Source organism: Chryseobacterium populi, from assembly GCF_000282115.1.
Lineage (GTDB): Bacteria > Bacteroidota > Bacteroidia > Flavobacteriales > Weeksellaceae > Chryseobacterium > Chryseobacterium populi.
Genome location: NZ_AKJY01000101.1, coordinates 1 through 25,924 on the forward strand (window position 1 = coordinate 1; position 25,924 = coordinate 25,924).

26 protein-coding genes and 1 tRNA gene are annotated in these 25,924 nt (G+C 36.4%); 3 read left to right on the top strand and 24 right to left on the bottom strand.

Annotation, left to right across the window (positions count from 1 at the left end; all coding sequences use genetic code 11):
* The first annotated feature begins 66 nt into the window (after positions 1-66).
* On the top strand, positions 67-1,239 hold the full coding sequence (locus tag PMI13_RS18280) for a M28 family peptidase (protein ID WP_007846521.1): 1,173 nt from the start codon (positions 67-69) through the stop codon (positions 1,237-1,239).
* Positions 1,240-1,318: 79 nt separating this feature from the next.
* Entirely contained in the window at positions 1,319-2,500 is a 1,182-nt protein-coding gene (locus PMI13_RS18285) for a M28 family peptidase (protein WP_007846522.1), read from the top strand.
* Between the two features lie 73 nt (positions 2,501-2,573).
* Here PMI13_RS18285 and hisIE read toward each other — a convergent pair whose 3' ends face one another.
* The 14 genes from hisIE to PMI13_RS18355 form a co-directional block, all read right to left on the bottom strand.
* Positions 2,574-3,155 carry a bifunctional phosphoribosyl-AMP cyclohydrolase/phosphoribosyl-ATP diphosphatase HisIE gene (gene hisIE / locus PMI13_RS18290; RefSeq protein ID WP_007846523.1) on the bottom strand — a complete coding sequence of 194 codons (582 nt, stop codon included), beginning with the start codon at positions 3,153-3,155 and terminating at the stop codon, positions 2,574-2,576.
* Positions 3,152-3,907, bottom strand: a complete 756-nt coding sequence (gene hisF / locus PMI13_RS18295; protein ID WP_007846524.1) for an imidazole glycerol phosphate synthase subunit HisF — start codon at positions 3,905-3,907, stop codon at positions 3,152-3,154. Before hisF ends, hisIE begins: the two co-directional genes overlap by 4 nt.
* The gene (gene hisA / locus PMI13_RS18300; protein WP_007846525.1) at positions 3,900-4,622 is read right to left on the bottom strand and encodes a 1-(5-phosphoribosyl)-5-[(5-phosphoribosylamino)methylideneamino]imidazole-4-carboxamide isomerase; all 723 of its coding nucleotides are present in this window, start codon (positions 4,620-4,622) and stop codon (positions 3,900-3,902) included. Before hisA ends, hisF begins: the two co-directional genes overlap by 8 nt.
* Positions 4,619-5,203 carry an imidazole glycerol phosphate synthase subunit HisH gene (gene hisH, locus PMI13_RS18305; protein WP_007846526.1) on the bottom strand — a complete coding sequence of 195 codons (585 nt, stop codon included), beginning with the start codon at positions 5,201-5,203 and terminating at the stop codon, positions 4,619-4,621. The genes hisA and hisH overlap by 4 nt, the downstream gene beginning before the upstream one ends.
* Position 5,204: 1 nt before the next feature.
* Positions 5,205-6,299, bottom strand: a complete 1,095-nt coding sequence (gene hisB, locus PMI13_RS18310) for a bifunctional histidinol-phosphatase/imidazoleglycerol-phosphate dehydratase HisB (protein ID WP_007846527.1) — start codon at positions 6,297-6,299, stop codon at positions 5,205-5,207.
* A gap of 2 nt (positions 6,300-6,301) precedes the next feature.
* Positions 6,302-7,327, bottom strand: a complete 1,026-nt coding sequence (gene hisC, locus PMI13_RS18315) for a histidinol-phosphate transaminase (RefSeq protein ID WP_007846528.1) — start codon at positions 7,325-7,327, stop codon at positions 6,302-6,304.
* A 5-nt stretch (positions 7,328-7,332) separates the two neighbouring features.
* The gene (hisD, locus tag PMI13_RS18320) at positions 7,333-8,610 is read right to left on the bottom strand and encodes a histidinol dehydrogenase (RefSeq protein WP_007846529.1); all 1,278 of its coding nucleotides are present in this window, start codon (positions 8,608-8,610) and stop codon (positions 7,333-7,335) included.
* A gap of 1 nt (position 8,611) precedes the next feature.
* Positions 8,612-9,469 carry an ATP phosphoribosyltransferase gene (gene hisG / locus PMI13_RS18325; RefSeq protein WP_007846530.1) on the bottom strand — a complete coding sequence of 286 codons (858 nt, stop codon included), beginning with the start codon at positions 9,467-9,469 and terminating at the stop codon, positions 8,612-8,614.
* A 251-nt stretch (positions 9,470-9,720) separates the two neighbouring features.
* Complete coding sequence (locus tag PMI13_RS18330; RefSeq protein WP_007846531.1) at positions 9,721-10,818, bottom strand: glycosyltransferase family 4 protein; 1,098 nt, start codon at positions 10,816-10,818, stop codon at positions 9,721-9,723.
* Positions 10,815-11,591, bottom strand: a complete 777-nt coding sequence (locus PMI13_RS18335) for a polysaccharide deacetylase family protein (RefSeq protein ID WP_007846533.1) — start codon at positions 11,589-11,591, stop codon at positions 10,815-10,817. The genes PMI13_RS18330 and PMI13_RS18335 overlap by 4 nt, the downstream gene beginning before the upstream one ends.
* A gap of 1 nt (position 11,592) precedes the next feature.
* A complete protein-coding gene (locus PMI13_RS18340) occupies positions 11,593-12,522 on the bottom strand; it encodes a glycosyltransferase family 2 protein (protein WP_007846534.1) in 930 nt (309 codons plus the stop codon).
* 1 nt (position 12,523) lies between these two features.
* Positions 12,524-13,696 carry a glycosyltransferase family 87 protein gene (locus PMI13_RS18345; RefSeq protein ID WP_007846536.1) on the bottom strand — a complete coding sequence of 391 codons (1,173 nt, stop codon included), beginning with the start codon at positions 13,694-13,696 and terminating at the stop codon, positions 12,524-12,526.
* 30 nt (positions 13,697-13,726) lie between these two features.
* Positions 13,727-14,539, bottom strand: coding sequence for a 2,3,4,5-tetrahydropyridine-2,6-dicarboxylate N-succinyltransferase (locus PMI13_RS18350; RefSeq protein WP_007846537.1), 813 nt, complete (start codon positions 14,537-14,539; stop codon positions 13,727-13,729).
* A gap of 265 nt (positions 14,540-14,804) precedes the next feature.
* Positions 14,805-15,377: a C40 family peptidase gene (locus PMI13_RS18355; RefSeq protein WP_007846539.1), complete on the bottom strand. Its 573-nt coding sequence runs from the start codon at positions 15,375-15,377 to the stop codon at positions 14,805-14,807.
* Positions 15,378-15,533: 156 nt separating this feature from the next.
* On the opposite strand from PMI13_RS18355, the gene PMI13_RS20760 reads away from it, so the two are divergent.
* A complete protein-coding gene (locus PMI13_RS20760) occupies positions 15,534-16,181 on the top strand; it encodes a hypothetical protein (RefSeq protein WP_007846541.1) in 648 nt (215 codons plus the stop codon).
* 98 nt (positions 16,182-16,279) lie between these two features.
* Here the strand turns inward: PMI13_RS20760 and PMI13_RS18365 are convergent, their stop codons facing one another.
* The 10 genes from PMI13_RS18365 to PMI13_RS18410 all read right to left on the bottom strand — a co-directional run bounded on the left by PMI13_RS18365 (position 16,280) and on the right by PMI13_RS18410 (position 25,887).
* Positions 16,280-16,651 carry a hypothetical protein gene (locus PMI13_RS18365; protein ID WP_007846542.1) on the bottom strand — a complete coding sequence of 124 codons (372 nt, stop codon included), beginning with the start codon at positions 16,649-16,651 and terminating at the stop codon, positions 16,280-16,282.
* A 585-nt stretch (positions 16,652-17,236) separates the two neighbouring features.
* Positions 17,237-17,310: transfer RNA gene (locus PMI13_RS18370), tRNA-Ala, on the bottom strand.
* Positions 17,311-17,507: 197 nt separating this feature from the next.
* Positions 17,508-18,002 carry a MarR family winged helix-turn-helix transcriptional regulator gene (locus PMI13_RS18375; RefSeq protein ID WP_007846544.1) on the bottom strand — a complete coding sequence of 165 codons (495 nt, stop codon included), beginning with the start codon at positions 18,000-18,002 and terminating at the stop codon, positions 17,508-17,510.
* Positions 17,999-18,493, bottom strand: coding sequence for a GNAT family N-acetyltransferase (locus PMI13_RS18380; protein WP_007846546.1), 495 nt, complete (start codon positions 18,491-18,493; stop codon positions 17,999-18,001). Before PMI13_RS18380 ends, PMI13_RS18375 begins: the two co-directional genes overlap by 4 nt.
* Before the next feature lie 143 nt (positions 18,494-18,636).
* Complete coding sequence (locus PMI13_RS18385) at positions 18,637-20,052, bottom strand: TolC family protein (protein WP_007846548.1); 1,416 nt, start codon at positions 20,050-20,052, stop codon at positions 18,637-18,639.
* A 95-nt stretch (positions 20,053-20,147) separates the two neighbouring features.
* Positions 20,148-23,294, bottom strand: coding sequence for an efflux RND transporter permease subunit (locus PMI13_RS18390; protein ID WP_007846550.1), 3,147 nt, complete (start codon positions 23,292-23,294; stop codon positions 20,148-20,150).
* Between the two features lies 1 nt (position 23,295).
* Positions 23,296-24,480, bottom strand: a complete 1,185-nt coding sequence (locus tag PMI13_RS18395; protein ID WP_007846558.1) for an efflux RND transporter periplasmic adaptor subunit — start codon at positions 24,478-24,480, stop codon at positions 23,296-23,298.
* A gap of 1 nt (position 24,481) precedes the next feature.
* Positions 24,482-24,937, bottom strand: coding sequence for a hypothetical protein (locus PMI13_RS18400; RefSeq protein WP_007846559.1), 456 nt, complete (start codon positions 24,935-24,937; stop codon positions 24,482-24,484).
* 116 nt (positions 24,938-25,053) lie between these two features.
* Positions 25,054-25,569, bottom strand: a complete 516-nt coding sequence (locus tag PMI13_RS18405) for a GNAT family N-acetyltransferase (RefSeq protein WP_007846561.1) — start codon at positions 25,567-25,569, stop codon at positions 25,054-25,056.
* An 87-nt stretch (positions 25,570-25,656) separates the two neighbouring features.
* Positions 25,657-25,887 carry a DUF2007 domain-containing protein gene (locus PMI13_RS18410; protein ID WP_007846563.1) on the bottom strand — a complete coding sequence of 77 codons (231 nt, stop codon included), beginning with the start codon at positions 25,885-25,887 and terminating at the stop codon, positions 25,657-25,659.
* Between the last annotated feature and the right edge of the window lie 37 nt (positions 25,888-25,924).

The following is a 25,924-nucleotide window of genomic DNA, read 5'->3' on the forward strand; positions in this document are numbered from 1 at the left end:
TTTCCGCTTTTTTCTATAGTAATGTATAATTTCTTATATCGAACTCACGTTAATTAATATGTAAGAATGAAAAAATTATCGACTCTTTTACTTTTTTCTGCTGCATGCTATAGTATACATGCTCAGAGTTTTATCCAGGCTTATCAAAACAGAGCCAATCAGGTTATACAGGCCAATATTACTGCAAACCTGCAGGAATTCGGAAATCTAGGGGTAAAAACCACAGGCTCCGTAGCCAATACCAATGCTCTTAACTGGATCAAGAATAAATATTTATCTTATGGCTATACGGCAAGCCAGATGGAAGAAGATCCTTTCACAGTAGGAAATCTGAATTCTAAAAACCTGATTATCACTAAAACAGGAACCCTTTACCCCAATAAATATGTGATTATCTGCGGGCATTATGATACGATTAATGGCCCGGGAGTAAGTGACAACGGAAGCGGAACCTCTATTATTTTAGAAGCTGCCAGAATCCTGAAAGATATCCCGACTGAATATTCTATCAGGTTTATCCATTTTTCGGGAGAAGAACAGGGATTGTATGGGAGTGATCATTATGCCAACAATGTAGTTTTCAAAAACGGTGTCCGTCAATTTGATATAAGACTGGTATTCAATATAGATCAGGTAGGCGGTAAATTATCAAATCCGAGCAATTCGATCAAATGTGAAAGCGACCAATCGGGTCAGTCGGGAAACAATGCCGAATCATTGGCTTTTACCCAGCAACTTGCAACCTGCACTACACTGTATTCCCCTTTGCAAACTGTAATGTCTAATGCCTATTCATCAGATTATGTACCTTTTGAAGAAAACGGAGAGATTATTACCGGTTTCTATGAAACTCCGCAAAGCCACAATGAACATACGGTTAATGATACTTTTGCCAATGTAGACCCTACCTATGTTTTTAATGCGGGGAAAGCTGCTGTTGGAGCGCTTCAGCATTTCGCAGTGGCCAGTACAAGTATATTGGGAGTAAAAGAAGTTACAGCAAATTCATTGGAATCTGTAAAGATCTACCCGAATCCTGCTAAAAATGAAATTAATATTGAGCTTCCCTATGGCATAAAAAATTTCACTTCCGAGATCACAGATATGGATGGCCGTTTGTTATTAAATACTGAAAACCAAGCTAAAATAAATATTTCAGGCTTTACAAGCGGAACGTATTTGTGTACCGTGAAAACAGGAGATAACAGTATCACCAGAAAAATTATTGTAGAAAAATAATCTGTACCATCATATTAAATTTAAATCCTAGGTTAGTGACTTAGGATTTTTTATTATATTTACGATAAAATTACATAATATGAAAAAGATTACTACTATTCTTTTTAGTTCATTATTAATTTACTCTGTAAAAGCACAAACTTTTATTCAGGCTTATCAGGACAGAGCGAACCTGGTGACCCAGACCAATATCACGACCAACTTGCAGCAGTTTGCAAATTTAGGGATCAAAACCACGGGATCTGTAAATAATGCCAATACCTTAGCATGGATTAAAAATAAATATTTATCATACGGATATGCAGCAAGCCAGATTGTAGAGGATCCTTTTACATTTGGAAGCACAAGCTCAAAAAATCTGGTCATTACCAAAAAAGGAACTCTTTATCCTAATAAATATGTCATTGTTTGCGGGCATTTTGACACGATCTACGGTCCCGGAGTTAATGATAACGGAAGCGGAACTTCCATTATTTTAGAGGCTGCCAGAATCCTGAAAGACGTGCCAACAGAATACTCTGTTAAATTCATCCATTTTTCCGGTGAAGAACAGGGATTGAGAGGAAGTACCCATTATGCAAATAATGTAGCTTACCAAGGGAATACCCGTATCCTTGACATCAAATTAGTCCTTAACCTGGATCAGGTAGGCGGTAAGATGGGAAATAACAATAATACGGTTTACTGTGACAAAGACATGGGCGGTAATCCAAGCAATGCAACTGCTTCAGCGGCTGCGGTACAAGAACTGGTAACGTGTACACAACTTTACTCAACCCTTCAGACTGCTATTGATCCTGCAGAAGATACAGACTATATGCCTTTTGAAGCCAAAGGTGAAGTGATTACAGGATATTTTGAAAGGATCAGAAGTAATTATCCTCATACTTCAAATGATACTTTTGCCAATACAGACCCCGTTTATATATTTAAAATCGGGAAAGCCACTGTAGGTGCTATCCAACATTTTGCCGTAGCTACAATAGCACCATTAGCAATTCTGGGGGCCGATGAAACCATTTTAAATTCATTAGAATCTGTAAAAATGTATCCCAATCCTGCAAAAGATATTCTCTCAATAGAATTACCCGGGACTGTAAAAAAATTCACTTTTGAAATTACCGATGTGCTTGGACGGTCATTACTGAAATCAGAAAATCAAACCAGAATTAATGTTTCCGGAATACCGAAAGGCAGCTATATTGCGATGATAAAGGCCGGAGATCATACCGCTGTAAGAAAAATAATGATTGAAAAATAAATAATTGTACTGTCATTTTTAAAACCTCGTAAAAAACGAGGTTTTTTATTTTGTAAAAGGATAACTTTAATTTTTAACTTCTATTTTTTAATATCTCCTCAATATCTTCCAGAGTAAAGCCTTTAGCCTTAAGTAAAATTAAAAAGTGATACATCAGATCTGCTGCTTCATTTTTAAATAGTTCATCATTCTGGTCTTTAGCTTCAATCACCAGTTCTACAGCTTCTTCGCCTACTTTCTGAGCCATTTTATTAATTCCTTTTTGATACAGAGAATAGGTATAAGAACCTTCCCTTTTTTCATCAATTCTTTTTGAAACGGTATCTTCCAGTTCGTATAAAAATCCTTTGGAATCTTTTTCACCAAAACAGCTGAAACTTCCGGTATGACATACGATATTTTCAGGAACTGCTTTAATCAGAATTGTATCCTGGTCACAATCTATATCAATACTTTTTACGGTCAGAAAATTTCCGGATTCTTCACCTTTTGTCCAAAGTCTGCCTTTTGAACGACTGAAAAAAGTGACCACGCCTTCCCTTTTTGTTTTTTCAAATGCTTCTTCATTCATATATCCAAGCATTAAAACCTGCAAAGTTCTGCTGTCCTGAATAATTACAGGGACAAGGCTGTTCGTTTTATTAAAGTTGATCATTGTCTTATATCAATTTTTTGAGATTGTAATTCTTTTTTTAAATCCCGGATAGATACTTCCCCGAAATGGAAAATACTTGCTGCCAAAGCTCCGGTAACATCAGTTTTCTGGAAAACCTCCTTAAAGTCATTGATCTTCCCGGCTCCACCTGAAGCAATAACAGGAATATTCACACTTTCGGAAACTGAACGGGTAATTCTCACATCAAAACCGGCTTTTGTCCCGTCACCATCCATTGAGGTCAAAAGAATCTCCCCGGCGCCGGATGATTCTACTCTTTTTGCCCAATCAATCGTTTTTAGCTCTGTGATCTCTCTTCCGCCTTTAATATGTACCCAATCTGAATGATTGATAAACCGCGTATCAATAGCTACCACAATACACTGGCTTCCAAATTCTTTAGCCAGGTCATTAATCAGCTGTGGGTTTTTCACAGCTGAAGAATTTATACTTATTTTATCAGCTCCTGCTTCCAATAATTTCCGGACATCATCAACGGCGGAAATGCCACCGCCAACTGTAAAAGGAATGCTTAATTCTTTGGCAATATCCTGAACAAGTTCAATGAAGGTTTTTCTTTTTTCAATGGTTGCCGTAATATCGAGAAATACCAGCTCATCAGCACCTTCAAGTTCATACTTTATAGCCAAATCTATCGGGTTTCCGGCATTTCTTAATCCTTCAAAATTGACACCTTTTACCGTTGTCCCATCTTTAATATCCAGACATGGAATAATTCTTTTCTTAAGCATTTTCAATGAAATTCTGCAGTTCTTTTAATGATATTTTTCCTTCATAAATTGCTTTTCCGATGATCGTTCCGGAGCATCCGGTTTCTTTCATCGCATACACATCTTCCATCCCGGAAATCCCTCCGCTTGCTGTTAAGCTGATTGGGGTTTTGCTGATAATTTCTTTGTACAGGGTTGTAGAAGGGCCCTGCAGCATTCCGTCTTTTGAAATATCCGTACAGATGGTGTTTACAATTCCCAACTGCTGGTATTGAAGGATAAAGTCAATAATATCAAGGTCACTTTCCTCCTGCCATCCCGATGTTTTTATTTTCCTGTTTTCACAATCTGCTCCGAGAATGATCTTTTCAGCTCCATACTCTTCAATAATACCTTTGCAAAATTCAGGATCCTGAACGGCAATGCTTCCGATCGTAATCTGTCTGGCCCCTGAATTGAAAGCCGTTTCAATATCATTTCTGCTTTTTAATCCGCCTCCGAAATCAATCTGCAATGAGGTTTCTTTAACGATAGCTTCCAGAACTTTCTGATTGATAATATGCTTTGATTTTGCCCCGTCTAAGTCTACGAGGTGAAGGAACCGAATGCCATAAGCTTCAAATTCTTTCGCCACTTCAACCGGGTTTTCATTATATATTTTTTTTGTCGTATAATCTCCTTTGGAAAGCCGTACGCACTTTCCGTCAATGATATCAATAGCAGGAATTATTTTCATAATGAGAGTTGTAAAAATTGGGTGAGTATTTTATTTCCTGTTTTTCCTGATTTTTCAGGGTGAAATTGGGTGGCATAAAAATTATCTTTTTGTAAAGAGGCACTAAAAGGCAGAATATAATCACAAACAGAAGTCGTATAATCTGATAATTCACAATAATAGCTGTGGACAAAGTAAAAATCACTGCTTTCATCAATTCCCGATAAAAAGTGAGATTTTAAATCTTTAACAGTATTCCAGCCCATATGCGGAACAATATCCCGGGCCGGAAATCTTTTAACCTGAATATCAAATATTCCCATTCCTGTGGTGTTTCCCTCTTCGTTATCTTGGCACATCAGCTGCATTCCCAGACAAATTCCTAAAACAGGCTGCTTTAATGTTGGAATCAACAGATCAAGTCCTTTTTCCTTTAATAATTTCATGGTTGAAGAAGCTTCTCCAACGCCCGGGAAAATAACTTTATCGGCATTTCTGATCAATTCAAAATCGTCAGTTACAACAGATTCTGTATTCATCCGGTTTAAGGCATTCTGTACAGAATTTACATTTCCGCCGTTGTATTTTATAATGGCAATCATGTTATAAGCTTCCTTTGGTTGAGGGTAAACTGAAACTCTTATCGGTCTGGTTAACTGCCATTTTCAGAGCTTTCGCAAATGCTTTGAAAATAGATTCAATTTTGTGGTGTTCATTATCCCCTTCTACTTTAATATTCAGGTTAGACTGTGAAGAATCTGTAAATGATTTAAAAAAATGAAAGAACATTTCAGTCGGCACATCACCTATTTTCTCCCTTTTAAAATCTGCATCCCAAACCAGCCACGGTCTTCCACCAAAATCAACTGCTACCTGAGCCAGACAATCATCCATAGGCAGCAGAAAGCCATATCTTTCAATCCCTTTTTTGCTACCCAATGCTTTAAGAAAAGCCTGTCCGAAGACTATTCCGGTATCTTCAACCGTGTGATGCTCATCCACCTGCAAATCACCATTGACTTTGATTTTTAAATCTAAGTTTCCGTGTTTGGAAATCTGTTCCAGCATATGGTCAAAAAAGTATAATCCTGTAGAAATCTCCGAATCACCCTTCCCGTCAAGATTAATTTCAATTTCAATTTCCGTTTCATTAGTTTTTCTTGATACTTTGGATTTTCTTGGAATCTGTTTTAAAAATGAATAGATATCTGTCCATTTTTTTGTTGTCAGTTCAGCCTTTTCATTTGGAACATCATGAATGAAAATAGCCTTTGAGCCCAGATTCTGTGCCAGCTGAATATCTGTAACCCGGTCTCCGATGACATAGGAATTTTCTAAATCATAGTTTCCATAGATGTATTTTCCCAACATTCCTGTTCCTGGCTTTCTGGTTGGCAGGTTTTCATATTCAAAGCTTTTATCAATTAAAATATCAGAAAAAATAATTCCTTCATTTTCAAAAGCTTGCATCATTTTTTCATGCGGCTTTATAAAATCTTCATAGGGAAAGCTTTCTGTTCCCATGCCATCCTGATTAGTAATCATCACCAATTCATAATCCAGTTCTTTTGTAATTTTTGAAAGACTTTGAAAAACGCCCGGATAAAATTCCAGCTTTTCAAGAGAATCAACCTGAAAATCTTCCGACGGTTCTATAATTAAAGTTCCGTCACGGTCTATAAATAATACTTTTTTCATGATTAAATATTTTTCAGAATATTAATTAACTGAGTATTTTCATTTCTGTTTCCAATGTTAATACGGATACAATCCGGAATGGCCGGACTTCTTTTATTGGTCAGTATTTCAGCTTTCAATAATGTCTGATATACTCTTTCCACTTCTTTAAACTCAACCAGGAAGAAATTGGCATCTGTAGGGAATACTTTTTTTATACATCCGACAGTCTGGAACTTTTTTGCTAACCAGGCTTTTTCTATCCGGATATTTTCCAGGTTTTCTTCAAATTCCGTTGAATTTTCAATGCTTTTCAGGATTAATTCCTGGCTTAAAGAGTTTACGTTATAAGGTGCCTTTACCGTATTGATAAAACGGATGATTTCTGCAGATGCATAGGCAATTCCTACCCTGGCTCCTGCTTTTCCCCATGCTTTTGAAAAAGTCTGAAGCACAATAAGATTGGGATACTGATCAAGCAGGCCAAGAGATGATTTTTTATCTGAAAATTCAATATAGGCTTCATCCACAACTACAATTCCATTAAAATTCTGAAGATAAAATTCAATATCATCAACACTGTTTCCTGTTGGATTATTGGGAGAACACAGGAAAAATACTTTCGGCTGAGCTTCATTAATTGATTTAGTAAAATTTTCTTTAATGATCCCGAAATTTTCATCCAGATTGAGCTTAATGACCTCATTTTGATTGATCGATGCATAAAAAGCATACATCGCAAAAGAAGGATTCATCATCATAATGGCATCTTTTTTAGGCTCACAGAATATCTTGATAATTAATTCGATAAGCTCATCACTTCCATTTCCTACAGCGATCTGATCAGGAGAAACATTTTTAAGCCATGCCAGCCTGCCTTTAAGCTTTTTCTGTGTTGAATCCGGATAACGGTTGAATTCCCCGAACGGACTTTCATTGGCATCCATTAAAACAGGAGCATTAAATTCATTATGATCCCTGAAGCTGATATAAGGCTGTAATTCTAAAATATTTTTTCTGACGAATTGATTGATTGTTAATGTTTTCATTTTATTTATTTTTTTAATCGAATTGAAACAGCATTTTTATGAGCTGATAATCCCTCGGCTTCAGCCATGATTTCTATGGTTTTTCCTAAATTTTTCAGTCCCTGTTTTGACAGGTATTGAAAAGTAATTTTCTTGACATAGCTGTCCAAAGAAACGCCGCTGTAGTTTTTTGCAAAACCATTCGTAGGAAGCGTGTGATTGGTTCCGCTTGCATAATCTCCTGCGCTTTCACAGGCATAATTTCCAAGGAAAACCGAACCTGCATTCCGTATTGAAGGGATATACTTTTCAAAATCTTTTACAGCCAGAATAAGGTGTTCCGGAGCATATACATTACTGAAGTCAACGGCTTCTTCAAGTGTTTTGACAATCATAAAATGGCTGTTATCCAATGACTGTTGTGCCATTCCGTTCCTTGGAAGCTTTTTTATCTGCTGATTGATTTCTTCAATGGTTTCTTCCATTATTTTCAGGTCTGTAGAAATGAAAATCACCTGACTGTCACTTCCGTGTTCTGCCTGGGAGAGAAGATCTGCAGCACAAAATTCAGGAACGGCTTTTTCATCGGCAATCACTAAAACTTCACTTGGTCCTGCAGGCATATCAATCGCAACGCCATAATTTTGTGCATATTCTTTTGCGGCAACAACATATTGATTTCCCGGTCCGAAAATTTTGTAAACATTGGGAATACTCTCCGTACCTAATGTCATTGCAGCCACAGCCTGGGCCCCGCCGGCTTTGAATATCCTGGTCACCCCACAAAGCTGTGCAGCATAAAGAATCGCCGGATTTATATTACCTTTTTTATCCGGTGGTGTGCAAAGAATAATTTCACTGCATCCGGCAAGCTGCGCAGGAATGGCAAGCATCAAAACCGTTGAAAATAATGGGGCTGTTCCTCCCGGTATATAAATCCCTACCTTTTCAATACCCCGATTTTCACGCCAGCAAATAACTTCTTGAGTAGTTTCTATTTTCTGAATTCCAGCCTGTTGTGAGGTGTGAAATTGGGTGATATTTTCTTTAGCTTTCTGAATAGCAGCTTTTAATTCATCACTGACCGAATTTCCGGCTTCATCAATTTCATTTTGTGAAACAATAACCGTATTCAGCTCAGCAGAATCAAATTTCTGACTGTAAGTGAGTAAAGCTTCATCACCGTTTTTTTCCACTTCTTTAAAAATTTCAGCAATGATTTCCGAAACTTTTTCTTTTTTGAGAATGGGACGTTTTACCAATTCCGCCCACTTATTTTTTTGAGGATATCTGTGTATAAACATATCAAATGACCATTTTATCGATTGGAATTATTAAAATATCCTGGGCTCCTTTTTCTTTCAGTTCATCTATCACATCCCAGAACCGCTCTTCATCAATAACAGAATGAATGCTGCTCCAGCCTTTTTCAGCCAAAGGAATTACAGTAGGACTTTTCAGCACAGGTAATATCCCGGATATATCCGAAATTTTTTCATTCGGGACATTCATGAGGATATATTTAGATTTTTTTGCTTTTAAAACAGCTTTCACCCGGAACAGGAATTTTTTAAGAATGATTTCTTTTTCTCCGTTTAAATTCTGGTTTTTCGCCAGCACTGCTTCAGAGGTAAGTAATGTGAGCGTTTCTCTCAATCCGTTTTTAAATAAAGTGCTTCCTGAGCTTACAATATCACAGATACCATCTGCCAGCCCAATATTAGGAGCGATTTCTACAGACCCGGAGATCACGTGGATATCGGCTGATACATTATTTTTTGATAAGAATCTCTGAAGGGTATTCGGGTAAGATGTGGCTATCTTTTTTCCCTGGAAATAATCCAGTTGGTCGGTTTCAATATCTTTGGGAACGGCGAGAGAAACACGGCATTTTGAAAATCCGAGTTTCTGGATGATCTCAATCTGTTTTTGTTTTTCTATCAAAAGATTTTCCCCAACAATGGCGATGTCTACTACTCCATCTTCCAGATATTGCGGAATATCCGAATTTCGAAGGTACATGATTTCGACAGGAAAATTCTCCACCGAAACCTTAAGCTGATCTTTCCCGTTGTTGACGAAAATTCCGCAGTCTTTCAGAAGCTGTAGAGAATCTTCGTACAGTCGCCCGCTTTTCTGAATTGCAATTTTTAGTTTACTCATTTTTGTCTTTGTTGAGCCTGAGTAAATAAAAACTGTTTAATTATAAATTTCTTTGGAATAATTTAGAAACAAAAAAAACCGTCTGTTTACTCAGACGGTTTTAATTATTTTGATCTTAACATAGTACATATCAGTCAATTCCGTCTTAGCAGAGATGATGATAATAATGATGTACTGTTAAAAAATTCGGTTTCATTTGTTGAAAATTGTGGTACAAATGTAGGATTTATTTTTAAACTGCAACTATATTTCTACAAAATTTTTTGATAAAGATTCATGAGATCACTGGCAATCTGCTCATCATTAAACTTCTGAACAAACTCAAAGCTCTTATCAGCACGGCGTTTTCTTTCCGATTCATTGTTCCATAAAAATTTTATCTTCGATCGAATATCGAGATCATTTTCCGGATTAATGTACACTGAATCCTTTCCACCGGCTTCAGGAAGACAGCTTGTGTTGCTTGTAATGGTCACTGTTTTTGAGAAAAGCGCTTCTATCACAGGAATTCCGAAGCCTTCAAAGAAACTCGGATAAACAAAAATATCGGCAGATTTATAGATTACTGCAAGCTCATCCATTGAAACACCTTCAAGAAAAGAGATCTGTTTTTCTATTTTATTTTTACGGATATAAGCTTCTACTTTCCTGTAGTATTTAGTCTTTTTTCCAATAATGACTAAGGGAATATCTGTTCCGGTAATGGCTTTCACAATATTTAAAAGATTCTTACGGGCTTCAATGGTTCCGACATTCAGGATGAACCTTTCCGGGAGGTTAAATTTTTCTTTGGTCTGATGAATAAATTCTTCGGATTGCTGTTCTTTAAAGGCTTGATGACAACCTTGATAAATCACTTCAATTTTATCTTCAGGAACTTTTAAATAATGGATAATATCCCTTTTCGTCTGTTCAGAAATCGCAATAATTTTATCGGCAATCTGTACTGCTTTTCTGAATTTCCATAAATGTATTTTCCTGTCGAAAAAAGAATAATACTGCGGATACCTCACAAAGATCAGATCATGAATCGTTACCACTTTCTTGATAGGTGTTTTATTCCATTTTAAGGGCAGTTCACCTGATAATCCGTGAAAGATATCAGCCTTTTGTTTCTGGGCATCTTTTCCCATTTTAAACTGGCGGGACATATTTCCCTTTGATGTGGCTACAAAGTGAACATTCTGCTTTTGCAGAGTATCAAATCCCCGTTCAGATTTATTTTTATTGAATAAAATATATTCATTCTGAGGAAAATATTCCGAGAGTATCCTCACCAGGTCTCTTGAATAATTGCCCAATCCCGATGTATTATGGAAAAAACGCTTGGCGTCGAAAGCAATTTTCATGATTCTATCCTTTTTTGAAATTCCTGGAAAGTCCCGAACGTATAATTTTTATTTTTTAGCCAGCCTATAAATTTATCAAACCTTTCCACCATTTCTTTTCCGGAATTCTTTACTGTGAAACCGGGTAGTTTAAAGGCTTCATCTTTGATTTCTGCAAATTCCCACGGATGAAAATAAATATTCAGGTAATTATCCTTTTTCAAGGTATCTGAAGCTAATTTTTTATAGAAAGACAAAGGAAAGTTATGAAAGCTCAGCCAAAATAACGGAATTCTGAAATTGGGTGAAACAGATGCCGGGATCTGCATTACATTGTCTTTCCAGAAGTAAATTCTCGACACTTTCAGATTATTATATCTTCCCGGTAAAAACGTCGGGTTGATGGATGAATTGTAAGAATAACCTGCTTTTTCAACTGCTTTTTCATCTACAGGCATCATTCTCGGCATTCTTAAACCTGTTACTTCAGTAGAAAATAATTCTTCCAGCTTTTCTCTGGATTCTTTTAAATGTTTTTCTTCAAATTCGGAATGGAACCAGGTATGAGATGCCAGTTCATGGCCTTCACTTATTAATCGTCCGATTAAATGCTTACTGTTTTCCGCAAAAACAACTGTTGAAAAAAAAGTAGCTTTAGCCTGATGTTTTTTAAGAATATCCAGTATTCTTTCCAATCCGGTCTGTGAAATTGAAATCTGCTTTTCAAAAGGAATTTCTCCTTTATATTCTAATGGCATATCAAATTCTTCAATGTCAAAACTTAATAAAACCATTTTAAAACTTTTTATTTTTTATAATATAATTAGGTCTGGATTTCACCTGCTTGAAAATTTTCCCTAAATAAATTCCGATAATTCCCAGGATAATTAATTGTAAACCGCCGAAAAATACAATAGTCATAATTAAAGATGCCCAACCTGAGATCTCTGTTTTGGCAACAAAAGCATAAATTACATATAACCCATACCCTATAACTGAAATTCCTGAAAACAGAAACCCGAGATAAGCCGCTATATACAAAGGCTTTACACTAAAGGCCGTAATCCCTGTGAATGCAAATGTGATCATTTTTTTGAGATTATAGCTGCTTTCGCCTGCCAGTCTTTCGCAAGCGGTAAAATCTATTCCGGTTTGTTTAAAGCCCATCCAGCTTGTTAAGCCCCTCAGGAATAAATCATCTTCATTAAAGTTTCTCATCACTTCCACCGCATTGGCATCCAGCAATCTGAAATCGGATCCACCTCCTTTTGTAAGGTTCACATCTGAAAGATTTGACAGGATTTTATAAAAGAAGTCGGAGGTTTTTCTTTTAAACAAAGAGATTTCTTTGGGATAAGTTCTGATAGTATACACTACGTCATAACCCTCTTCCCATTTTCTGATCAGTTCCGGAATGAGCTCCGGCGGGTGCTGAAGATCTCCATCCATAGAAATTACTGCATTTCCGTGGGCATGGTCCATTCCGGCTTTTACTGCAGGCTGGTGTCCGAAATTCCTTGAAAATTCAATATATTTTACTTCATTATACTGCTCTGATAATTCTTCAAGCTTTTGCTGGGTATTATCTCTGCTGCCGTCATTTACAAATATAATTTCAAAATCATAGTTGCTTAATCCTGAAAATACTTCTTTTATTTTCTGATGAATCATGGCAACGTTTCCTTCTTCGTTATAGGCGGGAATTACAATAGAAATTTTCTTCATATTATGAGTTCAGACTATAATTTTTCTCGAAATCTTTAGTTAAAAGTTCATAAATTACTCTCAACCAGACTACAATGCAAGGTACAGCTTTTAATGAATATTTTTTGATATAATTTTCTTTAACAAATTTTGGAAATAAATCTGATGTGGAAAAACAAGTGAAAATAATTACAAAAACAAGCAGCCCAATGATGAAAGGCGTTCTTTCTTTCTGAAGAAAAAACCAGATCATAACTCCCACGACTGCAATAATATAGGTGGGCGATTCTGAACTTGAGCTGAACAATACCAGAAACAGTAATGTAGAAGCCAGAATCATCAGCTGAAATGCATAATGCTTATATTGTTTGATTCTGATGTATGGCAGCGCAAACAAAGGCAATCCAGCTGCTAAAAACACCAGGTTTGAAATGGAAGCATCTCCTAAAATCCTTCTGAAAAATCCCATTAATGAAATATCCTGCATATTTCCCAACACCTGGTTTTCATTATTTTTTTCGATGATCGACTGAGCCCAGTCTGCATAGCTTTGTACTACAAACTGAGGACTTGAATAAGCCATCGGTATTACAAAAAATAAAGCAGCAATCACTACTCCTGAAAGAATGAATTTAGTTTTGTTTTTAATGAAGAAAAACTGCGTCAGTCCTACAATTCCGTAGATTTTCACAAAAATTCCGATCAGGATTGCCGTAACGGATTTTACTTCTTTTTTTTCATAAATATAAGCTGCAGATAATAATAACAGACCTGTTAAAGCCACATTAAACTGTAAGCTCAAAGCCGCTGTAATATATTCCTGAAGGCAAAATAACCCGAAAAGCGCTTTTTTTGAGTCAGAAAACGGCAGTTTATAAATTGCGTAAACAAAAATAAAAGTATTGACCAGATTCCATAAAGATATTCCGAGCCAATCAGGCATTACCGCAAACGGAGCAATCAGCAGGCTGAAAAATATTCCGTAATGATTCAGGTCAAAATACAGGTCGGGATAATGGATAAATAAATTTTTCCGGTTTACCGTATTAAAAAAAACATTTTTAAAAATCAGATAATTATTTATTGCATAATCGCCTCTCAGGTATTTGGAAATCGCGGTTGTGACCGATATAATAAGATAAACCCCAAATATATATTTAGGGTTTAATATTATTTTAAGAAATTTTTCTTTCAAAATTGAGTAGTTTTAGTTTAAAAATAAATCTTAAACAGCTACATTGTTGTCTCTTAATGCATCATTAAGTGACGTTTTCTTGTCTGTGGATTCCTTTCTTGTACCGATAATCAGCGCACAAGGAACCTGATATTCTCCTGCAGGGTACTGCTTTGTATAACTTCCCGGGATTACGACTGAACGGGCAGGGACCCTTCCTTTAATTTCAACCGGCTGATCTCCCGTTACGTCAATAATTTTTGTTGAAGCCGTTAACACTACATTGGCACCTAATACTGCTTCTTTTTCTACGTGTACTCCTTCTACAACGATACATCTTGATCCGATGAAACAGTCATCTTCAATGATTACCGGGGCAGCCTGTAACGGTTCCAGAACACCACCGATCCCAACACCACCACTCAGGTGAACGTTTTTACCGATCTGTGCACAGCTTCCTACTGTAGCCCATGTATCCACCATTGTTCCTGAATCTACGTAAGCACCAATATTTACGTAAGAAGGCATCATAATTACCCCAGAAGCTACAAAAGCTCCTTCTCTTGCAATCGCATGCGGTACAACTCGCACTCCTTTTTCAGCATAGTTTTTCTTTAAAGGAATTTTATCGTGAAATTCAAACGGTCCTACTTCAATAGTTTCCATTTTCTGAATCGGGAAATACATTACTACAGCTTTTTTCACCCACTCATTTACCTGCCATCCGTTTTCTGTAGGTTCAGCAACACGAAGTTTTCCTGCATCCAATAGAGAAATAACTTCTCTTATTGCCTTCTGGCTGTCTTCATTTTGCAATAAATCTCTATGATCCCAAATGTTTTCAATAGTTTGTTGTAACGACATGTTTCTAATTTAAATTAATTTGAATAATTATACATGCCAAATATACAAAAAAGTTCAGCAAAACCTTTTTCCACAAGTGCTGTTTGCAGAAAATCATGAAACCAAAAAGATTGATCAGGAATTTAACTTAACCTTAATGTTGCAAAAGCATTTTCAGATAATTAAGTTATTTAAAGTTGAGTAAAGAAAAGATCTGGTAAATGTACTTTTCCCAAAAAAACAAAACTGAAACACTTTATTTGAATTGATTCAGTAAGTATCAGTATTACAGCACTCTTTGTGCGTGCAGATAGGCTTTATTCCAGTATTTTTCGTTTAATGAAGAGATCATTACACCTTTTGATGTGGAAGCATGAATAAATTTAATTTCCCCATCACTGCCGATATCATGAACGATCCCGACATGGGAAACCCTGCTTCCACCAGCTGTTGCAAAGAATAGTAAATCTCCGGGCTTTACTTCAGTAATGTCAATTTTCTTTCCCGCTTCTGCCTGGTCTGAAGATCTTCTGGGAAGCTGCTTATTATTTTCCTCAAATACTTTTACGGTAAATCCGGAACAATCGAAACCTGAGGAGGTATTTCCCCCGAATTTATAAGGAGTTCCGATGTATTTTTCGGCATCCTTCAGAATACTGTTGATAGAACTGGGAATTTTCCCGCTGAAATCAGAATCAAGTTTTCTTAGGTTCTCAGATTTAGCCACTGCTTTTGTACCGGTGTTCTTTTTTGTTGAAACGCTTTTGGCACTTCCACATGAAACAGCCAGTAAAGTTGCAATCAGTAAAACAGATAAGTGTTTTATTTTCGGTTTTATTTCCAATAATTCTAGTTTCATATCCCTCTGATTTTTTGCTACAATATCAATTGATTAATCAAATATACGCTTTATATTTTAATTATAGTATAACTATACTATAACTATATAATAAATATATGTTAAAATTTGGCAATTAATTAATTATCATTATATTTGAATTCAATTTTTGAACAAATGGCAACATATGAAAGCTTAATTACCATCAAAGGTTCTGTCGGGGACCTTGTTTTTTATAATCTGAACGGAAAAAATGTAGTTCGGAAAAAAAGCGGGTTTAATAAGAATGCCTTTAAAAAAAGTCCGTCTTATGAAAAAGTGAGACAGAACAGTTCTGAGTTTGGCCACTGTTCCAAAACAGGAAAGCTCATCAGACAGGTCCTCAGTGCTTATATTAAAGAATCTGAAGATCCTCTGCTCTACCAGAAGTTTGCAAAGCTGATGACGGAAATAAAAGACCTGGACATAGTATCTGAAAAAGGAAAACGAACCGTAAAAAATGGGATTGCAACAGAAAGAGGAAACCTGTTACTTAAGCAGTTTCAGTTTGGGAAAAAGCCTAATCTGGAAAATGAAGCAGCTGTTTCATTAGCATTATGGGATAATACCCTTCATCTCGGGAAGAATGATCAGGGTGACGAGATCATCATCACCAGTATTAAAATCGATTTTGAGCAGTATGTAACGGAAAATTTTGAAGAGAAATTTTTTTTACAGCAACAAACAGATATCACTTTCCAGAAACATTTTACAGATGATGATCTTGTGCTTTATTTTGCAGCTGTTAAGAGTAATGGGAAAATTTTAAAGATGGGGTTTGTATAGAATTTGGATTTTTATAAAATGAAACAAAAAATGGCAATATGTAAATAAATAGAAAAGGCTACCAATGGCAGCCTTTTCTTATATCATAAATATATATGTTATTTATCTTTTTCACCTGACCAAGTCCCTGATCTTGTAGGTGTAGGAACAGCATTAGACCAGTTCCCGTTACCTTTTTTATCTGTGTTAAGAGTTCCTCTGAATTCACCGTCTGCAGGTAAGCCTAAAGAAGCGTTCAGTTCTCCAGAATCATCTAAAAATCCTGAAATATTGTAATTCTCGTCATTCATATCAGAATGCATTGTACCGGTTACTTTTCCGTCAGTGGCCACTACGATGTTCCAAACTCCTTTATCACTTCCTTCATATGTCCCGGACCACGTTCCGATGTAATCATAAATAGTCTCATCATCCGAGCTGCAACCAATTAATAAAAATGTTGTCAATAAGAGTAAAAAAAGTTTCTTCATAGTTTTATAAATAATCAAATTTGTGGAAAAATATATAAATCATTGTGTGATTTGCATTTTTTTCAAAAGACTTTTTTGAATGTGGCAAATATATAATTTTAATTTAATTTTTGCACTTTTTGTGCATTTATTTTATAAAAAATCTTTGGAGAACAGAGGATTTTTTGCCCAGGTTTTTTCTTGTAAGACCAAAATATAATTGTATTTTTAGATGAATTACAATATAAATAATATGGATTATTTGCAAATTATAAAATCGGTATCTGAGCTTAGAAATATTAAGCGTTATTATATTTATCAGAATATCATAAGTGTGATTTGATTTTTAAAACATATACTAAGTAATGTTTACATGAATATGTAAGCAATTTTTTTAGTTTGGATGAGAATTTTTGTACAGGAATTTATACGAAAATAATATTCCTTTCTCCCTAACTTTGTTGTAATAGATTGGGAAGCCACAGCAGGTAACATTATGTATGAGTAACGGACATTATTTCCGTGCTTAAATATTTAGTTTTTGTACAAATTTTGTGCAAATAAAAAAGAGTTGTAGTTTTTCACTACAACTCTTTGATTATCAAGTGGAGAATACGGGGATCGAACCCGTCACCTTTAGACTGCCAGTCTAACGCTCTAGCCAGATGAGCTAATTCCCCCTTCCTGCACTGCTTTTATTCTCAAAGCGGTTACAAAAGTAAGTATTTATAGCACATATACAAACATTTTATTAAAATTTTATTTAGCAGGATATTTGATTTGCCATATAATAATCATTTTCGGAACATACTTTTAAATGGAAAAAACAAAACAACTGTCTAATTATCAAACTTTTACTAAATAAATTATGTTAAAATTAACTTGAATAAGATGATTTTTTATTCTTCAATTGCAAAACCCGCTGTAAAAATGACTGATTCGCAATTTTTTCTTCTGCTTCGTCAATCGCTTTCAGTAAGTGGTTTTCGTTATCGGCAATTTCTCCCAATACTGTTCTGACCAGTTCCCAGACCGGTTTCATTTTTTCAATCAGTTCAAGTCCTTTCGGGGCAAGCTCTATTAAACGTTTACGCTCATCCTGTTTATCTTTTTTCGAGACAATTATTTTCTGCTTTTCAAGCTCTTTGAGTAAGCTTATGGTGGATGGATGCGTATATCCTATTTCATTTGCAATTTCTACGACACTGAGTACTTTCTTATGATGTAATGTAAAGATTACAGGAAACCATTTTGGTTCAAAATCGATACCGAATGCTTTATAGATCAATGCCCCATCTTTACGTAATTGTTCACTTAACCTTTGTAATCTTGTTGATATGGCAAGAATTCCGGATTCATTGATAACATTCATGAGTTAGCTTTTAAATTAAGAAAACAAAAAACATTATCAGCACTCATCACAGGAAATTTTACAGGAAGCGACTCTTTAGCAATGATCCCGAAGTGATTCCGTTCATAGAACCGTAGTGCTGCTTTCAGAACTGAGATCGTTCCTAAATAAACTTCGTCAATCCTGTTCTCATGACAATATGCAATCAGGATCTCCAATAGTTTCTGGGCAATATTATATTCCTTCCCCCTGAATTCTTTTTTCACAAACATCTTCCTGATTGCTGCTGCTTTTTCATCAAATTTAACCAGAGCTATCGTACCAACAAGCTCACCGTTAATAAAAGCTCCCCAGAAATTTCCGCCGGCATTAAGATAAAACTCTTCTATCTTCAGAAGATCCGGCTGGTCTTCTATCGTAATCGGAATATTAAACTCTTTCTGCTGTATATTCAGGATCAGATCGATTATTGGTTCTGAATAAGTATTGTTTACCGGATGTATTTCTAACATAGCAATTTATTTAAGTACAAAACTACGTAGTTAACTACATATATACAAACAAAAATCAGAAAATTATTTTAAGTTTAAAATCAATCCAAACAAAAAGCGCATGTCAGTTACTAACATGCGCTTTTAATTTATTTATCGAATGGTTATTGCCATCCGCCTCCTAAAGCTTGATAAAGATCTATCGCTGCTTTCATTTTGCTGTATTCGGCATTGGAAATATTCAGTTCTGCATTCAATGAATTCACGCTTGCATTCAATACTTCAAGATAATTGGCCATACCGTAGTTAACAAGTTCCTGGGAATATTCAACTGAATTTTTGTAAGCACTCAATTCTTTCTGCTTCAAATCTATATAAGAGTCCTGAACAGAGAAAACCCTGATCGCATCCGAAACTTCTTTCCCTGCAGTAAGAACGGTTTTTCTAAAATTAAGGTAAGCTGTTTCCTGATTGGCAAGACTTACTTCATAATTGGTTTTAATTGTTCTTTTATTCAGAATCGGTTGAGCCAATCCTCCAACAACACTTGCAAATAATGAATTTACACTGAATAAATGATCAATATCCAGAGATTGAATTCCACCATTTCCTGTAATTTTCAGTGTAGGATAAAATTGAGCTTTCGCAGAATTTGTCAATTCAAAAGCATTCATCAGGTTATACTCTGCTCTCATTACATCAGGGCGATTGGCTAATAACTGAGCCGGATAACCCAATTTTAAATCGATCGGAATATTCTGGCTTTCCAGCGTTGACCTTTCAATGGAATGAGATGGCTCTCCCATCAATAAGCTCATGGTGTTTTCCAGCAACTGAATCTGGGTATCAATATCGATCAACAGAGATCTGGCATTAAAAACCAAAGCTTCACTTTGCTGAACAGCAACTTCAGTCACCGTTCCCGATTCTTTTAATGCTTTCGTTGTTTCCAGGTTCTTCTCACGAACTCCAATGGTTTCTGTAATAATTCTCTTCTGGGCATCATACGTTAACAATTGATAGTATGCTGAAGCAATAGAAGCAACCAAATCGCTTTTTACTGCTTTGTGAGCTGCAACAGTACCTAAATAAGTGGCCAGCTGAGCTTTTTCCTGAGCTTTTAATTTTCCCCAGAGATCAGCCTCCCATCCTATGCTTGCAGTAATATCAAGCTGATTGATGTAGCGTCTTTGCCCGAATAGCTGTCCGGTTTGTGTATTTAAAGACTGAGTCTGGAAAGTATATCCCGAACCGACAGTTACTGTCGGTTCATAGGCAGCTTTACTCTGCTTTAAATAAGCTTCCGCAGAGGTAATGCTCTGCAGGGCAATCCTTATATCCAGGTTATTCTCCAAAGCTTTGGAAATATGTCCCTGCAATATAGGATCTGTAAAAATTGCTTTCCATGAAATGTTGGCAACATTTGTACTGTCTGAAGGAAGCATATCTGTTCGGAAAAGCTTTTCGTCTACTACGTTTTTCGGTCTTTCATATTCTTTTCTTGCCATACAAGATGAAACGGCTGCAAGAATTGCGACTGAAAAAGTTATTCCTTTTATGATGTTTAATAAACTCTTCATTATGAATGATTAGAAGTTAGAAATCAGAAGCCAGAAGCCAGATTAACAATGAGTGAAGGTTTGCTATCTAACTTCCGGTATCTTAATTTTTAATTTTATTCTGCTAAGTTGATGTCTTCTTTTTTAATAGGTTTGATCTTTTCCTGCAATGTTTCAAAAATCACATACAATACAGGGATTACAAAAAGACCTAAAATAGTACCTATCAACAGCCCGATTGCTGCTCCTGTTGCGATGGATCTGTTACCTACAGCACCAATTCCACTTGCCAAAACCAACGGCAAAAGACCAAAGATAAAGGCAAAAGATGTCATCAGGATGGGTCTTAACCTTGCTTTTGCAGCATTGATCGCAGACATGACAATACTTTCGCCATGATGCCTTCTCTGTACGGCAAATTCTACAATCAAAATGGCATTTTTAGCTAATAATCCCACCAACATAATCAGGGCGATCTGAAAGTAAATATTATTTTCCAAGCCCATAATTTTTTGCCCGAAATAAGCTCCCATCACTCCTAGCGGAAGTGAAATCACCACAATTAAAGGAAGGATATAACTTTCGTACTGAGCGGAAAGGATAAAGTAAACGAAGATCAAGCTTAATGCAAAGATCAATACCGTCTGAGATCCTGAATTTAGTTCTTCTCTCGTCAAACCGGTAAACTCAACATCATAATTCTGATTCAAGCTTTCTTTAGCCACCTGCTGTACAGCAGTAATTGCATCCCCGGAACTGTATCCCTGAGCATTACCACCGGTAATTTTAACAGAAGTAAAAAGGTTATAACGGCTTACAGATTGTGGCCCGTAGGCTTTATTAAGGGTGACAAACTGTGAGATCGGAGACATCACACCTGAACCTGTTTTCACATAGAGTTCATTAAGATTATCAATATTTTTCCTTGCATCAGGAAGTGCCTGTACCATTACCCTGAACTGCTTTCCGTATTTTGTAAAGTCAGCGGTGTAAATACCACCGATATATCCCTGCATCGTACTCAGGATATCATTTACGGAAACTCCCAGTTGCTTAGCTAAAGGAACATTGATCTGCATTTCATACTGCGGATATTTTGTATTGAATGAGGTTTGGGCAAACTCAATTTCCGGTCTTTCCATTAATTTACCAAGGAATTCGTTCGTCTTATTATCCAGATCGGCATATTCTCCTCCTGATTTATCCAGAAGCACCATTTCAAAACCTGCACTGTTCCCAAAGCCAGGTACACTTGGCGGCTGGAAGAATACGATTTTAGCATCAGGTACCTTTCCTGAAATTCCGAATAGTTTTTTGGTGATATCTTCGGAAGTCTGTCCGTCTTTTTTCCTTTCATCGAACGGTTTTAGCTTAATGAAAGCAAGACCGTTGTTACTTCCGTTTCCGGATAAGAATCCCCTACCTGTTGAAATGGTTACGTTTTGTACTCCCGGAACTTTCATCGCATTAGCCTGAAGGGTTTTCAAAGCATTGTATGTTCTTTCCATAGAAGCACCCGGAGGCAGCTGTACATCGGTAAAGATAATACCTCGGTCTTCTGTAGGTACGAAACCTTTTTTCATGGAAACACTTGCCCAGTATAAAATTCCACCTGTAACGGCAAATATGATCAGGGTAACCCATTTATGTCTCAACAGGAATACAAATCCTCTTCCGTAACGTTCAGTCGCTGTTTTAAAAGCAATATTAAATTTGTAGAAAAATTTCTGCATGAAATTCATGCTCTGGTATTTTTCATGATGCTCGGCATGAGGCTTCAGGAATAATGAACATAAAACAGGACTTAGCGTTAACGCATTAATCGCAGAAATGATAATTGCTACGATCAACGTAATCCCGAACTGCTGATAGAAAACCCCGGTAGGACCTGTGATAAAAGTTACCGGAATAAATACAGACGCCATGACCAGTGTAATTGAGATAATTGCTCCTGTAATCTCACCCATTGCTTCTACGGTAGCCTTTTTTGCATCAGCGATACCATGTTCCATCTTGGCGTGAACGGCCTCGACGACGACAATCGCGTCATCCACCACAATACCGATCGCAAGAACAAGGGCAAATAATGTCAATAAGTTTAATGAATATCCGAATAAATTCAGGAAGAAAAACGCACCCACAATAGAAACCGGTACCGCGATAGCCGGAATCAGTGTAGACCTGAAATCCTGAAGGAAAATATATACTACAATAAATACAAGGATGAAGGCTTCAATTAAGGTATGAACCACTTTATCAATGGAAGCTTCCAGGAATTCATTCGTATCAAAGTTAAATGTATATTTTACACCCTGGGGAAAACTTCCTTCGGCAGATTTAAGATAAGCTTTGATATTTTTAATGATCTCCTGTGCATTGGAACCCGGTGTCTGGAAAATTCCCATACTGATAGAAGGATTGTTTCCGTTTTCCCCAACTCCTGTATAGGATTGTCCTGCCAGTTCAACTTTAGCCACATCTTTCAGCATCAGGTTTTGCCCATCGCTCAGAGATTTGATAATAATGTTGTCATATTGGCTTTTATCATTGAACTTACCTACATATTTAATAATATATTCAAAAGAGCTACCGCTGTTTTGTCCGATAGAACCGGCGGCGGCTTCTCTACTCTGCTCGTTGATGGCATTGGTAACATCTGTAGGAGTTACTCCGTATGCTGCCATTTTTGCAGGGTCCAACCAGATTCTCATGGAGTAATTTTTACCTCCGAAAACATTGGCATCCCCTACACCATTAATCCTTTTAAGATTCGGAATAATATTGATATTCAAAAAGTTCTGCAGGTATACATCATCCAGGTCTTTGTTTTCAGAATAAAATGACATATACATCAGGGCACTTGTCTGCTGCTTCTGGGTAACTACCCCTGAACGGGTAACTTCACTGGGAAGTAACGGTGTAGCTCTGGTTACACGGTTCTGAACGTTTACCGCTGCAATATCCGGATCTATTCCCTGTTTAAAGAATACCTGAATATTGGCAGAACCGTCATTTCCAGCGGATGAAGTAATATAATCCATTCCTTCCACCCCGTTGATCTGTTCTTCCAAAGGAACTACCACACTCTTCATTACGGTTTCGGCATTGGCTCCGGTATAGTTAGCAGTAACACTTACCGTGGGAGGCGCAATGTCCGGATACTGGGTAACCGGCAATGAAATAAGTCCCAAAACACCGAGAATAACAATTAAAATTGATATTACAGTGGATAAAACCGGTCTGTTAATAAAGTTCTTTATCATTTTAGAATTTCGGTTTTATAGATTGAACCAGGCTATCCATTTTTACAGGCTTCGGTTTAACGGCTGTTCCGGATTTTAATCCGCCGATTCCCGCTGCTATTACTGTTTCGCCTTTGTTTACTCCTGATTTTAATAATGCCATATTGTCAATTCTTTCAATTACATCTACCACTACATTTTTAGCCGTATCTTTTTCCACTTTATATACGTAAACAATACCCTGCTGTTCGTAAGTTGCACTTTCAGGAATTACCAAAACATTATCATAAGCTTTCGGTAATCTGATCGTACCACTGTTTCCGTTGCTCAATAATTTCTGGGCATTGGAGAATCCCACTCTGAACTGAATTGTTCCTGTAGTAGGATCAATCTGTCCTGTAATGGCTTCAATTCTACCTTTTTCAGGGTATAGGCTTCCGTTTGCCAATTGTAAATCAACCATCGGAAGGTTCTTAATTTTCTCCGGAAGTGTAGCACCGGCAGATTTTTCAAGGAAATCAAAATATTCTTTTTCATTCATTGAAAAGTAAGCGAAAACCTGGGAAGTATCTGAAATAGTAGTTAATGGCGTTTGGTCAGTCGGGCCAACCAAACTTCCGACTTTTAAAGGAAGTTTTCCGACAACTCCTGAAATGGGCGCACGGATAATGGAATATTCGATATTGGCTTCCACTCCTTTATAATTGGCTGATGCCTGTTGTTTTGCAGCAATAGCCTGCTGTAGCTGAGCCTGTGCCTGAGCCAGGTTAGCCTGTGCAGTCTGCAGCTGAACATTACTGATAATGTTTTTGGCTACAAGAGGCTTCAGTTTATTTACTTCTACCTGTGCAGCATTTACAGAGGCCTGAGCCGCCGTTATATTAGACTGGGCTGCACCGATTCCTGCTTTTGCAGCTGCGGCATTTTCATTCAAGATGTTAGTTTCAAGACGGAATAAAGGCTGTCCCTTAGTAACATACTGCCCTTCATCTACTAAAAGCTGTGTGATATACCCCTGAATTTTTGCGCGCACATCATTGTTTATCCTACCTTGTATATTGGCAGGAAAGGTCTGATACCCTACAATATTCTTTTGCTCTACCGATACTACAGGATAAGGCTTTGCACCATCCTGTTTCGGAGCTTCTTTTTTGCAGGCAGTAAGAGAAAGTGCCGCAACAGAGAGTATTATTAGTTTATTTGTCATTTTATAGTTTATTAAGAGATTCCTGAATATTTTTTATGTTTTTGTTTAAAAGAACTTTATAAGCTTCTATCCTTTCATTGTAGCCATCATCTTTTACTTTTTTAAAAGTGTTTAAATCATCGAGTAGTTTTAATTCGTCTTGCATTTTCTGAACTATTTTTTCAAATCTTATTTTTTTATATTCATCATTGATGAAGAAATAACGTTTCCGCTCATCCATTTTACTGTGGTCTACTATAAGCTGTGCATTTAATAATAATGAAATACTCGTAGAAACGGAACTTTTACTTGCAGAAAGCACTTCAACAAACTCATCAAAAGTAATCCCCACTTTTTCATAATCAAAAAGGAGATAAGCATAAATTTTTGAAGCTAAAGGAGGAATATTGAAAACGGTACCGTAGAATCTTACAGCATCCTGAAAAATTTTTTCATCAACTTCTATACTTTGGTGCATAATATAAAAATTTGAACAAAAGTAGAAATTAGTTCAGAACTAAACGAACAAAGATGATAGAGTTTATAAATATACGCTGTTTTAAAAATTCAATGGAAAGCGATTTAACTTTTTGCTCAAATTATAATCTTCTCAAATGCTTTTCTGACTCCGCCGGCCAAAACCACTTCACCGCAGTAAGAATATCCTTTGCTTTCAAGGATTTTCAGCATGGCAATATTATCATAGTTGGTATCCACTTTGATGCTCTGGATTCCTTTCGATTTTGTAAACTCTTCTATAAGGTCAAAAAGTTTCTTTACTAATCCCCGGCCTGCAAATTTTTCATCCACGGCAACCCTGTGAACCACAACAAACTCGCCATTGCTCAGCCATTCACCTTCTATTGTACTGTAAGCAGGCTCATCATTTAAAATTAAAGCAGCAAATACCGCCACTTCATCATCTACTGTAAGCACATATCCAAAACCTTTTGCAATATCACTTTCTACGGTATTCATGTTGGGATATCCGTTCTGCCATTGAGTGCTGCCATCTTTTCTTCTTCTTTCGATAGACTGTTGTATAATTTCCCAGATGATATTCCGGTCTTCAATTTCGGCTTTCCTTAATTTAATTTCTGCTGAATCCATGTTTTCTTCTCAAATTAAAAAACCGAAAACTAATTAAAAAATTAATTTTCGGTTCGAAGTAGTAAAATTTAAAATTATGAAATTTTTTTATTGATTTTCACTTTGTTGAAGATAAGCATCGATCACTTCAAAAGCTCTCTTCTCGTCGTTCAAATCTACCATAACTTTCAGACCTGTTGCCGTTGGCGTAGTTGTAAAAGTCAGATAATTATTTTCAACGTTGTTTGTAATTTGGGCATCATCTAATTTAGACTTGATCAATTGAATTTCTGAAGGATTATCACTTTCAAAAACTGATACTCGCGTACTTCTTTCCATATTTTATCCTTTTTGAATATCTAAATATAGATTTTTT